This window comes from Tateyamaria rhodophyticola (assembly GCF_047777875.1).
Classification (GTDB): domain Bacteria; phylum Pseudomonadota; class Alphaproteobacteria; order Rhodobacterales; family Rhodobacteraceae; genus Tateyamaria.
In genome coordinates this window covers 2,213,921-2,226,889 of the sequence record NZ_CP180519.1, presented here as the reverse complement: position 1 = coordinate 2,226,889, position 12,969 = coordinate 2,213,921, and the positions used below count along the sequence as shown (strand labels likewise).

11 protein-coding genes are annotated in these 12,969 nt (G+C 63.8%); 3 read left to right on the top strand and 8 right to left on the bottom strand.

All coding sequences use genetic code 11. The features are described from left to right. Nucleotides 1-52: 52 nt before the first annotated feature. The 8 genes from ACERHN_RS12480 to ACERHN_RS12445 form a co-directional block, all read right to left on the bottom strand. Nucleotides 53-1,402 carry an aminotransferase class III-fold pyridoxal phosphate-dependent enzyme gene (locus ACERHN_RS12480; protein ID WP_415919355.1) on the bottom strand — a complete coding sequence of 450 codons (1,350 nt, stop codon included), beginning with the start codon at nt 1,400-1,402 and terminating at the stop codon, nt 53-55. 209 nt (nt 1,403-1,611) lie between these two features. Further along, on the bottom strand, nt 1,612-2,526 hold the full coding sequence (locus ACERHN_RS12475; protein ID WP_415919354.1) for a metal ABC transporter permease: 915 nt from the start codon (nt 2,524-2,526) through the stop codon (nt 1,612-1,614). Next, entirely contained in the window at nt 2,523-3,725 is a 1,203-nt protein-coding gene (locus tag ACERHN_RS12470) for a metal ABC transporter permease (protein ID WP_415919353.1), read from the bottom strand. The genes ACERHN_RS12475 and ACERHN_RS12470 overlap by 4 nt, the downstream gene beginning before the upstream one ends. A gap of 7 nt (nt 3,726-3,732) precedes the next feature. Further along, nucleotides 3,733-4,536 carry a metal ABC transporter ATP-binding protein gene (locus tag ACERHN_RS12465; protein WP_415919352.1) on the bottom strand — a complete coding sequence of 268 codons (804 nt, stop codon included), beginning with the start codon at nt 4,534-4,536 and terminating at the stop codon, nt 3,733-3,735. Continuing rightward, nucleotides 4,533-5,498: a metal ABC transporter solute-binding protein, Zn/Mn family gene (locus tag ACERHN_RS12460; RefSeq protein WP_415919351.1), complete on the bottom strand. Its 966-nt coding sequence runs from the start codon at nt 5,496-5,498 to the stop codon at nt 4,533-4,535. The genes ACERHN_RS12465 and ACERHN_RS12460 overlap by 4 nt, the downstream gene beginning before the upstream one ends. Before the next feature lie 110 nt (nt 5,499-5,608). Then, nucleotides 5,609-6,556 (bottom strand): sensor histidine kinase, encoded by a 948-nt coding sequence (locus tag ACERHN_RS12455; protein ID WP_415919350.1) that lies wholly within the window; start codon nt 6,554-6,556, stop codon nt 5,609-5,611. After that, complete coding sequence (locus ACERHN_RS12450) at nt 6,544-7,227, bottom strand: response regulator transcription factor (RefSeq protein WP_415919349.1); 684 nt, start codon at nt 7,225-7,227, stop codon at nt 6,544-6,546. Before ACERHN_RS12450 ends, ACERHN_RS12455 begins: the two co-directional genes overlap by 13 nt. Beyond that, nucleotides 7,224-8,726 carry a DUF4153 domain-containing protein gene (locus tag ACERHN_RS12445; RefSeq protein WP_415919348.1) on the bottom strand — a complete coding sequence of 501 codons (1,503 nt, stop codon included), beginning with the start codon at nt 8,724-8,726 and terminating at the stop codon, nt 7,224-7,226. Before ACERHN_RS12445 ends, ACERHN_RS12450 begins: the two co-directional genes overlap by 4 nt. A 167-nt stretch (nt 8,727-8,893) precedes the next feature. Here ACERHN_RS12445 and deoC point away from each other — a divergent pair, with 167 nt between their 5' ends. From deoC to ACERHN_RS12430, 3 genes are read left to right on the top strand one after another with little or no spacing between them, the layout of a single operon-like run. Next, nucleotides 8,894-9,901, top strand: a complete 1,008-nt coding sequence (gene deoC, locus ACERHN_RS12440) for a deoxyribose-phosphate aldolase (protein ID WP_415919347.1) — start codon at nt 8,894-8,896, stop codon at nt 9,899-9,901. 43 nt (nt 9,902-9,944) lie between these two features. Continuing rightward, nucleotides 9,945-10,628 carry a heparin lyase I family protein gene (locus ACERHN_RS12435; RefSeq protein ID WP_415919346.1) on the top strand — a complete coding sequence of 228 codons (684 nt, stop codon included), beginning with the start codon at nt 9,945-9,947 and terminating at the stop codon, nt 10,626-10,628. Then, entirely contained in the window at nt 10,625-12,967 is a 2,343-nt protein-coding gene (locus tag ACERHN_RS12430; protein WP_415919345.1) for an aldehyde dehydrogenase family protein, read from the top strand. The genes ACERHN_RS12435 and ACERHN_RS12430 overlap by 4 nt, the downstream gene beginning before the upstream one ends. Nucleotides 12,968-12,969: the final 2 nt, after the last annotated feature.

Here is a 12,969-nt window from a genome sequence, read left to right as displayed (position 1 = left end):
GGGGTGCCTTCTTTGGCATGCTCTGAACCCAGCCTCTCCGCCTTGGCTGCGTTTACGCTGCGCGCAATCCCGCCTCCAACGAGGAAAGCACCTGTGCAATCTCCGCTTCGGTCACCACCAGAGGCGGCGACATCATGATGTTGTTGCCCCCGACCCGTACCATTGCGCCCGCCTCATAGGTCGCCTGGTGGATGCGTTTCATCATGTTAGGCGGGGCGGGCGCTTTGGTTGCGCGGTCGGTCACGATTTCAACGCCGGTCATCAACCCATGCCCGCCGCGCACATCGCCCACGACATCATATTTCTCCATCAACGCGACGCAGCCTTCGAAAAGCTGTGTGCCGCGTGGTCCGGCATTTGCGCCTGTATCAAGGCGCAGCGTCTCGGACAGGCATGCCGTCACGGCGGCAGCTCCGACGGGATGCGCGGAATATGTGTAGCCGTGGAAAATCGCACCATCTGCATCCGCATTTTCAAACACATCGGCCACGGCGTCGCTCATCAACGCCGCTCCGACCGGGAAATAGCCCGATGTGATGCCCTTGGCACAGCTCATCATGTCGGGTTGCACGCCCCAATGGCGCGACCCTGACCAATCGCCCGTGCGACCGAACCCCGTGATCACCTCGTCTGCGATCATCAGGATGCCATGCCGGTCGCAGATCTCGCGCATCAGCGGCATGAACGTCTCGTGCGGAACGATCACGCCGCCGGCCCCCTGGATCGGTTCCATGATGAAGGCCGCAATACTGCCCGCGCCTTGGAATGAAATTTCGTCCTCCATCGCGGCGGCGATGTTCTGTGCCAGAACCGCGGGGTCGGTTTCGTCGAACGGGTTGCGGTACATGTAAGGTGCCGGCAGATGGAAGCAGCCGGGCATCAGCGGCTCGTAGGCGATGCGGAACCTGTTGTTGCCGTTCACAGATGCGCCACCGAAATGGGTCCCGTGATAGCCTTTTTTCAGCGACAGGAACTTGGTGCGGCCGGGTTCGCCGCGCAGCCGGTGGTACTGCCGCGCCAGCCGCAGGCAGGTTTCGACGGAATCCGACCCGCCGGAGGTGAAGAACACGCGCGCCATCCCGTCCGCCTTGAAAAATTCGCGCACGGCATAGGAGGCTTCGATCGCGGTCGGGTTGGACGTTCCAAAGAACGCAGAATAGTAAGGCAAATCATAGAGTTGCTTGGCTATGGCGTCTTTGACCGTGTTGTTTGAGTAGCCCAGGTTCACACACCACAGACCGCCCACCGCGTCGACGGTCTTGTGCCCGTCGATATCTTCGATCACCGACCCTTCGGCACTGGTGATGATGGTCGGCGCGTCGGCCATTGCAGCGCCCGGATGTCCCATCGGATGCCACATGTGACGCGCGTTGTTGGCGCGCAGGAAGTTGTCGTCTTTCATCGCACTGGCCCTCCGAATTTGCGTTGGCACACCATGACCCCGAAGCGCGTGCCGACACAAGCGCTGCAGCGCCCGGCATCGGGGGTGCTGGCAAATTGAGCGCTGCGCGCACGTCATGTTTTAGGGGGCTCTGCCCCCGTCGCTGGCGCGACGCCCCCGTGGTATTTCCAGCCAGAAGAAGGCGGGAATCTTTTGCGCGATGTCGCAGATCAGGTGTTGCGGGTGCGGTGCGGTCCGATGATCGCTGCCAGCCCCAGAAAGACACCAGAGACCGTGGCGATCATGCCCGCTGCACTGACAGACGCCGCCGCGCCGACCCACAAGGGGCCGTACCCTGCAAGGACATAGCCGAGTATCGCGGACAGGGTGGCGAAGACGACGGACCAGGCCACTTGGGTCGGCAGCCTGTTGGTCATCAAGCGGGCGGCGGCGGGGGGGCAGATGAACATTGCAATCACGATGATTGAGCCCACCGCATCAAAGGCGGCAACGGCAGCGATGGCTGACACGATCACCAGCGCAAGCCCGAGGACGCCGGTGCGCACACCCACGCCCTGGGCAAAGCCTTCGTCAAAGCTCATCATCGACAGGGGCCGCCAGAAGAGCAGGACAAACGATCCAACAAGCGCCAGCGCGAAACCCATGCGGGGCAGTTCAACCGGAAGACCCGCAAGTGCTGCGGGATCAACGAGCGATGTCCAGCCGGTGGCATCAAGCCAGATCAGGCTTTCGAGATTGCCGAAGAGCGCATGTTCCACATCGAGGTGCACGTTTGAGGTGTCGGATTGTTCAAGCAACAAAACGCCGCCTGCAAACATCGCTGTGAACACGACACCCATTGCTGCTCCGGCCTCGATCCGGCCAAGCCGTCGAATGGCATCGATGGCGAGTACTGCGACAACGGCCGCGCCCGCAGCGCCCAGCAGCATCGGACCCGTGGCCACCAATCCGGTGAACAGAAAGGCGACCACGATGCCCGGCAGGACCACATGGCTGATCGCGTCGCCGATCAGTGCCTGCCCCCGCAAGAGCAGGAAGTTGCCCGGCAAAGCACAGGCCACAGCGACACAGATGCCAATCACAATCGGCGGCAGGGACAGGGCGACGAATTCAGCGCCCATCATGTCACCACCTGTGGTGTGGCAAGGCGCGTATCGACCTCTGCCAGTTGGTCCGGCGTCAGCACGTCCTCGATCGCCGTCAGCCCATCGTAGCGGGCTGCCGCCGCTGCAAAGCTTTGATCACCCCGCACAAGGGCCCACCGGGTTTCGTCCAGTTGCGCCTTTGCCGCGGCGGCCTGTCCGTCGGGCGTCGGCACGCCATCGGGCCGGATCAATCCAGCGCGGCGCAACAGGCGGTGGGTCAGGCGTTCATAGATCGGCTGACCTGAGGCCAGGGCCAAAAGGCCCTGCCGGACGTGCACGCGTCTTTGGTATCTCTGGTGGCGCAGCATCGATGCAAACACCCCGCGCCCGGGCGCACAGAGCAGCGACAATGCGAACAGCGCAAAGCTGACCAACACGACAATCGGACCGGTGGGCAAGGCCGGGGCTGTGGCCGAGATCGCGGCACCGACATATCCCGACAGCCCACCCAACACGCCTGATGCGATGACAACGACATCGACCCGCTCGGTCCAGAAGCGCGCTGTGACGGGCGGCACGATCAACAGGGCGACAATGAGGATCAGGCCGACAACCTTGAGACCCACAACCGTCACGACCAGTACAATCCCCATCATCGCGAGATCCACCGCACCGGGCCGCCAACCGGCTGTTTCGGCAAAGCCCGGATCAAACGCCGCCAACGTCAGCGGTCGGCGCAGGAGCAGGACAAGGGCCAGGACAAGCGCAGCAGACGCAGCAAGCAGAAGCGCATCACTGCGCAACATGCCGGCGGTTGAACCCAGCAGGAACCCTTCCAGCCCTGCCTGTTGGCCCGCGTTCATCGACTGGACAACCGTCAACAGCACGACGCCAAATCCGAAGAACACGGAAAGGACGGCCCCAATGGCTGCATCCTCGCCCAGCCGGGTCGCGCGCGTCAGCCAGTGCACGCATAGAAGTCCCAGACCGGCAGAGGCCCCCGCCCCGAGGAGGAGGCCCGCGAGGGAACGGCCATCGCCCCCAAGCGACACCATCACGATAAAGGCCAGCCCGACGCCGGGCAGTGTGGCGTGTGAGATAGCGTCGCTCACCAGCGCGCGTTTGCGCAGAAACAGGAACGTACCCGCAACACCCGCCGCGACGCCCAGGAGCGTTGCACCCAGTGTCACGAGCGCGGCGTTGTACCCCAGCTGGAACAAGAGCGCATCAAGCAGCATCGGGTCGTTACCCGGCGACGCTGTCGGCCTGCATCCGCGCGGTTTCCAACCGCCCGCCATAGGCCACTTGCAAGTTCTCTTCGGTGAAGGTGTCCGCAACCGGTCCCGCGGCGACAATCTCGCGATTGAGCAGGATCACGTCGTCGAAATAGGCTGGTACGGTTGTCAGGTCATGGTGGACGGCCAGAACCGTGCGTCCCGCATCGCGCAGGTCCTTGAGCACGGCGATGATCGCCTTTTCCGTGGCGGCATCGACACCTGCGAAAGGTTCATCGAGCAAGTAGACATCCGCATCCTGTGCAAGCGCGCGGGCGAGGAACACGCGCTGCTGCTGGCCGCCGGACAATTGGCCAATCTGCCGGTTGGCAAAATCGGTCATGCCGACGCGGTCCAGACAGGCCAGCGCCTTGGCCCGGTGACGGTCGCGCAACCGGCCCAACAGGCCCAGATCGCGGTAGAGCCCCATGATGACCACATCAATCACGCGGGTGGGGAAATCCCAATCGACGCTCGCACGCTGCGGCACATAGGCGATGGTGTCGCGCATTTTCGCCAGAGGCTGGCCAAAGACAGCCACGGAACCCGCCAGTGGTTTGACGATGCCAAGCGCTGCCTTGAGCAAGGTGGATTTGCCCGCACCGTTCGGGCCGACAATCGCGGTCATCGCACCAGCACGAAGCGTCATGTCCACCGAAAAAAGCGCGGCGCTCTCGCCGTACGACACGGTCAGGCCGCGCACGGAAAGCGGGCTTGCCGTGCGCAACGACAGATCGGCGTTGGGGGCGTCCCCACTGACAAGTGTCAGGTTCATGCGGTCCCCACCAATTTGCCCAGACGCCCGGCGGCGGGCGCGTCTGCGCCAAGGGCGCGGGCGATGGTTGTCACGTTGTGGTCGATCATCCCGAGCCACGTGCCTTCATACGTTCCGTCCGGCCCCATCGCGTCGCTGAAGAGCGCGCCACCGATACGGACGGTATGGCCCTGCGCCGCGGCGCCTTCGACAAGCGCGCGGATGTTCCGATCCGACACGGATGTTTCGACAAACACGGCAGGCAGTTTTCGGGCGACAATCAGATCCACCAGTTCACTGATCCGGTTCAGTCCCGCTTCGCTCTCGGTCGAGATGCCCTGAATGCCCAGAACCTCGAACCCATAGGCCGCGCCGAAATACCCAAACGCGTCATGCGCCGTCAGCAGGATACGCTGGTCCCGCGGCACCTGCGCAAGCACGTCCGTGGAATAGGTGCCCAGAGCACGCGCCTCGGCGATGAACGCGGCGGCGTTTTCTTCGAAGGTAGGCCGCAGCTCCGGTGCCTGCGCCGCAAGTGCATCGACAACCGCAGGCACGCACAGCGCCCAGAGGTCGGGATCCATCCAGATATGGGGATCGAAGCGGCCTTCATAATCCTCGTGCGCGACAAGCAGCGATGTGTCGACGGTTTCGGCCACTGCGGTGACGGGGCGTTTGCGTCCCAGATCGGCGAGCACATCTTCCATTTGTGCCTCGAGATAAAGCCCGTGCCACAGCACGGCATCGGCGCGGGTCATGGCGACGATATCGCTGCGGGTCTGACGGTAGGCGTGCGGATCGACCCCCGCGCCCATCAGTCCCTGCACGGCGACATGGCTGCCGCCAACCTGACGGGCCAGGTCTGCGATCATGCCTGTGGTGGCCACGATTTGCAGCTGTGCTTGCGCCCAGACGGGCGTCGCTGCCAAGGCAGTCATACCCGCCAGAACGGCGCGACGGGACAGGGCAAACTCAGGTGACATGTGGGTAAAACCTCATCAATCCATGTGACGTTGGATTGAATATGAGAATCATTCTCAGAAAGTCAATGAAACTGAGAATGATTCCCAATCACAAGACTGCGTGTGCCCGTTTATGCGTCAAATGCGATGGCAAAGGTGGCGCCACCATCGCCGTCAATCAGGTCGATGCGGCCGCCCCGCGCCTGTACGAGGCTGCGCACGATGCTAAGACCCATGCCCGTGCCGCCGGTTTCGCGTCGGGTGGTGAAAAACGGGTCAAAGACGCGATCACGATTGCCCGCACTGATGCCGGGGCCGTTGTCGGTGACGGCAAGCCGGTCAGGTGTGGCCAGCAACGTGACCTCCGACGCACCATGCTCTGCTGCGTTGTGGATCAACTGCGTCAGGACCGTCGCAATGTCCTCTGCCGTCATGGGCAGGACCGCATCCCCGGCAATGGTGACGGCGATCGGCACATCCAGCGCAGCAACCGCGTCGGACAGGCGCGCGGACCCCGCTCCCGCGCTTTCCGACGCGCGCGCATGACGGGCAAGATCATCCAGAAGCTGCTGCATGCGCGCCGCTGCATCACGGATTGTGCCACTCAACGCGGCGGCATCTTCCGGCGACGCGCCCGCCTCCATCAACTCCGCCGCACCGCGGATCGCGGTCAGAGGGGATTTCAGCTCATGGGTGACGTGCCCGGCATAGGCGCGCATGCCTTCGGCGCGGCTGTTGAGGCTGTCGCCCATGGCCATGACGCTTGTGCCAAGCGCGCTCAGTTCGGGCGTTCCGAAATGATCCGGCGCAGGGGTCGGCGCGCCGCGCCGCATCCCTTCGGCATAGCGGGTCAGCGCATAGACCGGCCGCAGGACAAGCCGCCACAGCAGAAACGCAAGCACCGAGGTCGCGGCAAAGGCCAGCCAGAAGATCAGCCACGCCGCCTCGCCCCACCCCAGCACGTTGCCCCAGAGGCGCAAGTACACCAGACCCATCAGCGGCAGCAGGAACACCGCCACCAGCGTGCCCCCGATTACCAGCGCAAGCGGCGGGCGCCATTTGCGCGTTACCCGGCGCATGGTCCCATCCGAATGCCTATGCCGTGCACCGTTTCGACCGCATCCGGGCATCCCGCCTGCGCCAGCTTGGCCCGCAGGTTGCGCAGATGACTGTCGAGCGTCCGGTCACTGACCGCTGTACCGGCCCCATAGAGCGCGTCGGTCAGGGCCGGACGCGCTGCAATCTGATCGGGGTGCTGCATCAGGTGGGCCAGGATCTCCATCTCGCGCGCGGTGAGGGTGATTGGCGTTCCGTTCACCGTGCATCGGTGCCGCGCCGGATCAACCGCGAGGACACCGCGGGACAGGGCCGCCTGCCCTGACCGCGTGGCCCGTTTCAGGATGGCGCCCACGCGCGCCACCAGTTCGCGGGGCGAAAACGGTTTGGTCACGTAGTCGTCGCCGCCCAGCTCGAACCCCAGCACGCGGTCGATCTCATCCTCGCGCGCGGTCAGAAACAGAACCGGCGTGTCGTCGGTGCTGCGCAAGGCGCGGCACACCGCCAACCCGTCCATTTCCGGCAAACCGATATCGAGGACAATCAGGTCGAACCGACCCGACCGCGCCTTGGCCAGCCCTTCGGCCCCATCGCCCCCCTCGGTCACGTCATACCCGGCCTGACCAAAGGCGATGCGCAGCACGGAGCGGATCTGTGGATCGTCATCGACGATCAGCAAGTGCCGCGCGCTCATGGATATGCCGTTTCGATCTGTGTCATGGCCGCAAGGCTACGGCGCACCCGCCAGTTGCGAAAGCCCCATTCACGCCAATCCGTCGGGTGAAACAGCGTCGGTTTGAAATAGGACGACGCGCAATATGTCGCCGTGCGCTGTCCGCTGAATGCCTCGATCGCGGGCATCGCACCCTCGCTCAACTGGCACAGCATGTCGCGGTCCTCGGGCACATCATGCGTGAGGTTATAGCGCGTCACAGTGCCGTCAAAGTTCACAAAAGCGCAGGCATAGAGGACCACGGCGCCAAGTGCTGCACTGCGCAACAGCATCCATGTTGCGGGCCGGTCCTGCCAGATTTGCTGGGCGGTGATGCCAAGACCAATGGCCACAACAGCCATCCAGACATAGGCCGCAAGGCGCAACCGTGTCAGCCCGAACGCCTCCACGTACAGATCAAGCCGCCACACGGATGCAAAGACCAAAAGCACGGTCTGCGCCAGCCACACCATCATCAGCATCCGAACCAGAGGCCGCGTCCCAAGATGTGGCCGGGCCAGCACCGCAAACATTCCGGCCAGCAGCGCCGTCGCCAAAAGCGGATAGGCACCGCGATGGGCATAGGCCGCCGGGCTGATCCCCTCGGGCAAGGACACATCGCCGTAGAGAAACAGCACATCCAGCCCGGTCTGCACCGCAAAGAGCGCATTGAAGGCAACAAGCGACCGCGCAACTGATGTGGCGTTCACCAGACCTTCGCGTCGCACGGTGATCCGTCTGGGCTTGCGGTATTGCAGCCGCTCGCGCATGCGATACGTGACCAGCACCGGCCAGATCGCCACAGCCAGCAGCCCCCAGAACCAGACCCGCCACATATTTGGCGCGGGCGGTTGCCAGGTGGCAAAGTCGCTGAGCACACGGTCCAGCACCGGGTTTGCCCCGGCCAGCAGCGCTGCGAACACAAGCGTTGCAACGCCGGGCAGGGCCCAGCCGAGCGCGAGGCTGCGCAGATCGAGGCCCGCTGTATTGATCTCGGCAACACGGCGCGCACCCGACAGCCCGTCCCGCGCCGCCTGTCCGGGTGCAACCCACCACAAGCGCAGCATGGCCCGCGCCACGTCCGCTTGCCGCACGCCTGCCATCACAACCGCAACGCCCGACAGACCACACAGCGCAATCAGAACCGACAGCGGCTGCAACAACTCCACCAGCGGCAGCAGGCTCAGCACGATGCCGCATGAGAGGGCCAGCCGCGTCCGGGGCGCAATCCGCGGCCATGCCAGCGCAAGCCCCCCCATGAACACGACGAAGGCAAACACCGCGAGGCTGAGCCCCGGAAATGCCTGCCACACCAGAACGTCGCCCATGGCGATCATCGCCACCAGAACGCCCACACGGACCGCGCCACCGCGCTGCGTTCGGACCTTTGGCGGCTCCGCTCCGGTATCCTCACCGTCCAGCCACCACCCATCGCGCTGCATCGCCAGCGGCACCCCGCGTATTGCATGCCCATTCATCATTCTGTCCCTCACTTGGTCTTCCCTGACGCCAGTGATGGCAGGCATCCGTGCAGAGCTTGGCGCGCAGCTTGTGCAGATTGCGTGCAGACGACATCGCCCGCACCCTTGCCAAAACCGGATGGTCATGCGACCACCGTACCCTGCCCAAGCCGCCAGAAGGGTGCCCCATGACAGACCCCACAACACATGCCTCTCCGACATCCGAGAACACGGCCCAGCTGCCGCAGGTGACCGAACCGCGCAATCCGGGTATGGCGCTTGACCTCGACTGGATCGCGCGGGTGCAGGCGAACACATCGGCCATCGAACGGCGATGTGCGACACTGCCCGGACGCCGGTCGATCAAGAAGGATCATCAGGCGGCATGGCTGCTGCGGGCCGTCGCCTGCATCGACCTGACGACACTGTCCGGCGACGACACCGCACGGCGCGTCGGACGGCTCTGTGCCAAGGCGCGCCAGCCAGTGCGCGCGGACCTGCTTGAGACGCTCGGGCTGCCCGATCTGACCACGGGCGCTGTCTGTGTCTATCACGAGATGATCCCGGCGGCGGTCGCTGCGCTGCAAGGCACGGGCATCCCGGTCGCGGCCGTGTCCACGGGCTTTCCTGCGGGCCTGTCCCCGTTTCACCTGCGTCTGCAAGAGATCCGCGAGAGTGTGACCGCAGGTGCCAAGGAAATCGATATCGTGATCTCGCGCCGCCATGTGCTGAGCGGGGATTGGCAGGCGCTCTACGATGAGATGCAGGCCATGCGCGAGGCCTGCGGCGACGCCCATGTAAAGGCGATCCTCGCCACGGGCGAGCTGGGATCGCTGCGCAATGTGGCGCGGGCATCTTTGGTCTGCATGATGGGCGGGGCGGATTTCATCAAGACCTCCACCGGCAAGGAAAGCGTGAATGCAACGTTGCCCGTGACGCTGGTCATGATCCGCGCCATCCGCGACTATTTCGAGCGGACGGGATACCGCGTGGGCTACAAACCCGCGGGCGGGATTTCCAAGGCCAAGGATGCGCTGGTTTACCTGTCACTGATGAAGGAAGAGCTGGGCGACCGCTGGCTGCAACCGGACCTGTTCCGGTTTGGGGCGTCATCGCTGCTGGGTGACATCGAACGGCAACTCGAACACCACATCACCGGCGCTTATTCCGCAGGTCACCGCCATCCCATCGGGTGATCCGATGGGACTGTCGCACGCAACACAAGAGAATATGATCCGGATGAGCGATACATTGCCAGCACCTCGCGGATGGGAACGCAGCGAAAACGAGACACAGCATGGTTGGTCGGAGCATGGCAACGGAGTGGAGACGTTTGAGCTTCGCGACGGAGACGCATCAAATAGTGACAAGGCCAATGATCGCGACCGTTCCGAATTGAAATCCTTGGATGCATGGAAAGCACCCGAAGGACAGTTCCTGAAGTTCGAAATACGACTGCCGGAGACCTTTGCCTGCCTCGGCGGCAAGGCGCATATCGTTCTGGCCCAGATACATCGGCGCAATCGCAAGCTTGACAACAACCATCCGAACGGGTCGCCCATCCTGTTTCAGTTGCATGTGCGTGATAGCAAGCTCATTGCACGGTCCTTTCGGCAAGACCCCGATGCGACGGTGCATGAGGCCGCTGTCCTCGCCCCGCTCTCGGCGCTCAAGAATCGTTGGAACGAAGTTGCAATGGCTCATGTTGCCAAAGGTGGGCAGCAGATCGTGAATATCACATTGAACCGCGGGCCAGTGGGCGCAAGCTTTGCCCTGCCGGAAACAAATGCCGATTGGGAACACTACTTCAAATACGGCATCTATAGAAACAAGCTGAGTGAGGCCAAGCTGCGGCCTGCTGGGACCCACACCGCTCAGTTCCGAAATGTTCAGACCCATCTTACCGTTGAGGACACACCATGACCGTCAAGGACATCTTTGAAAGCATGGAATACGGACCCGCGCCGGAGGCCGCAGGCGACGCACTGGCGTGGATCGTGGATCAGGGCGCGCGGTTCGGGCATTATATCAACGGTGCATTCACCGACCCCGCCCCCGGCTTCGACAGCAAGAACCCCGCCACGGGCGAGGTGCTGGCGACCCTGTCCCAGGCGACGCAATCAGACGTGGATGCCGCCGTCAAAGCCGCCCGCGCGGCGCAGCCCAAATGGGCCAAATCCGGCGGTCATGCCCGGGCGCGCGTCCTCTATGCGATCGCGCGGCTCCTGCAAAAACACAGCCGCCTGTTTGCGGTTCTCGAAACGCTCGACAACGGCAAACCCATCCGTGAAAGCCGCGATATCGACGTGCCCCTGGCACAGCGGCATTTCTACTATCACGCGGGCATGGCGCAGCTGATGGAGGCCGAACTGCCCGACCGCGAAGCACTGGGTGTGTGCGGTCAGATCATCCCGTGGAATTTCCCGCTTTTGATGCTGGCGTGGAAGGTGGCGCCCGCCCTTGCCATGGGCAATACCGTTGTTCTGAAACCCGCCGAATACACGTCCCTGACCGCCCTTCTGTTTGCCGACATCTGCCAGCAGGCTGGCGTGCCCAAAGGTGTGGTCAACATCGTGACCGGCGACGGCGCAGTGGGCGAGATGATCGTGAACGCGGACGTGGACAAGATCGCCTTTACCGGCTCCACCGCCGTGGGTCGCCGCATTCGCGAGGCGACAGCAGGCACGGGCAAGGCGCTCACACTCGAGCTGGGCGGCAAGTCGCCTTACATCGTCTTTGATGACGCCGACCTCGACAGCGCGGTCGAAGGGCTGGTCGATGCCATCTGGTTCAATCAAGGACAGGTGTGTTGCGCGGGATCGCGGCTGCTGGTGCACGAACCGGTTGCGGACCGGTTCTATGCCAAGTTGCGGGCGCGGATGGACAAGCTGCGCATTGGCGACCCCATGGACAAGAGCATCGATGTGGGTGCTGTTGTGGACCCGGTGCAGCTTGAGACGATAACGCAGATGGTCGCGGACAACACCGCCGGTGACACCTATCAGGCGCAAACCGCGCTGCCCGCCACGGGCTGCTTTTATCCCCCGACGCTGATCACCGGGCTGAACACCGCAGACAGCCTGATGCAGGAAGAGATCTTTGGCCCTGTGCTCGTCTCGACGACGTTCCGCACACCTGCGGAGGCTGTGCAGCTGGCCAACAACACACGCTACGGGCTGGCGGCGACGCTGTGGACGGAGAATGTGAACCTTGCGCTGGATGTGGCGCCCAAGCTGGCGGCAGGCGTCGTGTGGGTGAATGCCACCAACCTCTTTGATGCCGCAGCCGGGTTTGGCGGCGTGCGCGAAAGCGGGTTCGGCCGGGAGGGCGGTTGGGAGGGCCTGCGCGCCTATACCAAGCCGAAGGGCACCGCAAAGCCCGCCAAACCGATCCCGGCCCACACCGGCGACGCCGGACCTGTGGACCCGCTGGACCGCACGGCCAAGCTCTATATCGGCGGCAAGCAGGCCCGCCCAGACGGCGGCTACAGCCGCGATGTGTACGGCAAGAACGGCGCGCTTCTGGGGCAATCGAGCCTCGCCAACCGCAAGGATATCCGCAACGCCGTCGAAGCTGCACAAGGGGCGGCGGGGTGGGCAAAAACCACCGGGCACCTGCGGGCGCAAATCCTGTATTACATCGCGGAAAACCTCTCTGCCCGGGCAGATGAGTTCGCGGCCCGGCTGGATGCGCTCCAGGGCGGCAAGAGCGGCGCCAAAGAGGTAGAGGCGTCGATCCGACGCCTGTTCAGCTATGCCGCATGGGCGGACAAATATGACGGCGCGGCCAAGGGCGTGCCCTTGCGCGGCGTGGCGCTGGCCATGCACGAACCCGTGGGTGTCATCGGTGCGTTCTGCCCTGACACCGCACCGCTTTTGGGTCTTGTGTCGCTGATGGCCCCGGCCATCGCAATGGGCAATCGGGCCGTACTGGTGGCGTCCGAACCCTTTCCCCTCGTGGCAACGGATTTCTATCAGGTGCTGGACACCTCGGACGTGCCCGGCGGCGTGGTCAACATTCTGACGGGTGCACATGCCGAATTGGCCCCGCACATGGCCAAACACATGAACGTGGACGCGGTCTGGTCTTTCTCAGGCACTGACCTGTCGGCAGAGATCGAAAGCGGCGCGGCGATGAACCTGAAACGGACGTGGGTCAACCACGGCCACGCGCGCGACTGGACCGGCGCTGATGGCGAAGGCCGGGCCTTCCTTGATGCGGCGACAGAGGTCAAAACCATCTGGATCCCGTACGGAGAGTGACC

Bases quoted from the DNA above. Each gene is read 5' to 3' on its own strand.
- ACERHN_RS12450 (WP_415919349.1), bottom strand. From the start codon at position 7,227: ATGAGCGCGCGGCACTTGCTGATCGTCGATGACGATCCACAGATCCGC.
- ACERHN_RS12445 (WP_415919348.1), bottom strand. From the start codon at position 8,726: ATGATGAATGGGCATGCAATACGCGGGGTGCCGCTGGCGATGCAGCGC.
- ACERHN_RS12430 (WP_415919345.1), top strand. From the start codon at position 10,625: ATGACCGTCAAGGACATCTTTGAAAGCATGGAATACGGACCCGCGCCG.
- ACERHN_RS12435 (WP_415919346.1), top strand. From the start codon at position 9,945: ATGAGCGATACATTGCCAGCACCTCGCGGATGGGAACGCAGCGAAAAC.
- ACERHN_RS12460 (WP_415919351.1), bottom strand. From the start codon at position 5,498: ATGTCACCTGAGTTTGCCCTGTCCCGTCGCGCCGTTCTGGCGGGTATG.
- ACERHN_RS12465 (WP_415919352.1), bottom strand. From the start codon at position 4,536: ATGAACCTGACACTTGTCAGTGGGGACGCCCCCAACGCCGATCTGTCG.
- ACERHN_RS12470 (WP_415919353.1), bottom strand. From the start codon at position 3,725: ATGCTGCTTGATGCGCTCTTGTTCCAGCTGGGGTACAACGCCGCGCTC.
- ACERHN_RS12480 (WP_415919355.1), bottom strand. From the start codon at position 1,402: ATGAAAGACGACAACTTCCTGCGCGCCAACAACGCGCGTCACATGTGG.
- ACERHN_RS12475 (WP_415919354.1), bottom strand. From the start codon at position 2,526: ATGATGGGCGCTGAATTCGTCGCCCTGTCCCTGCCGCCGATTGTGATT.
- deoC (WP_415919347.1), top strand. From the start codon at position 8,894: ATGACAGACCCCACAACACATGCCTCTCCGACATCCGAGAACACGGCC.
- ACERHN_RS12455 (WP_415919350.1), bottom strand. From the start codon at position 6,556: ATGCGCCGGGTAACGCGCAAATGGCGCCCGCCGCTTGCGCTGGTAATC.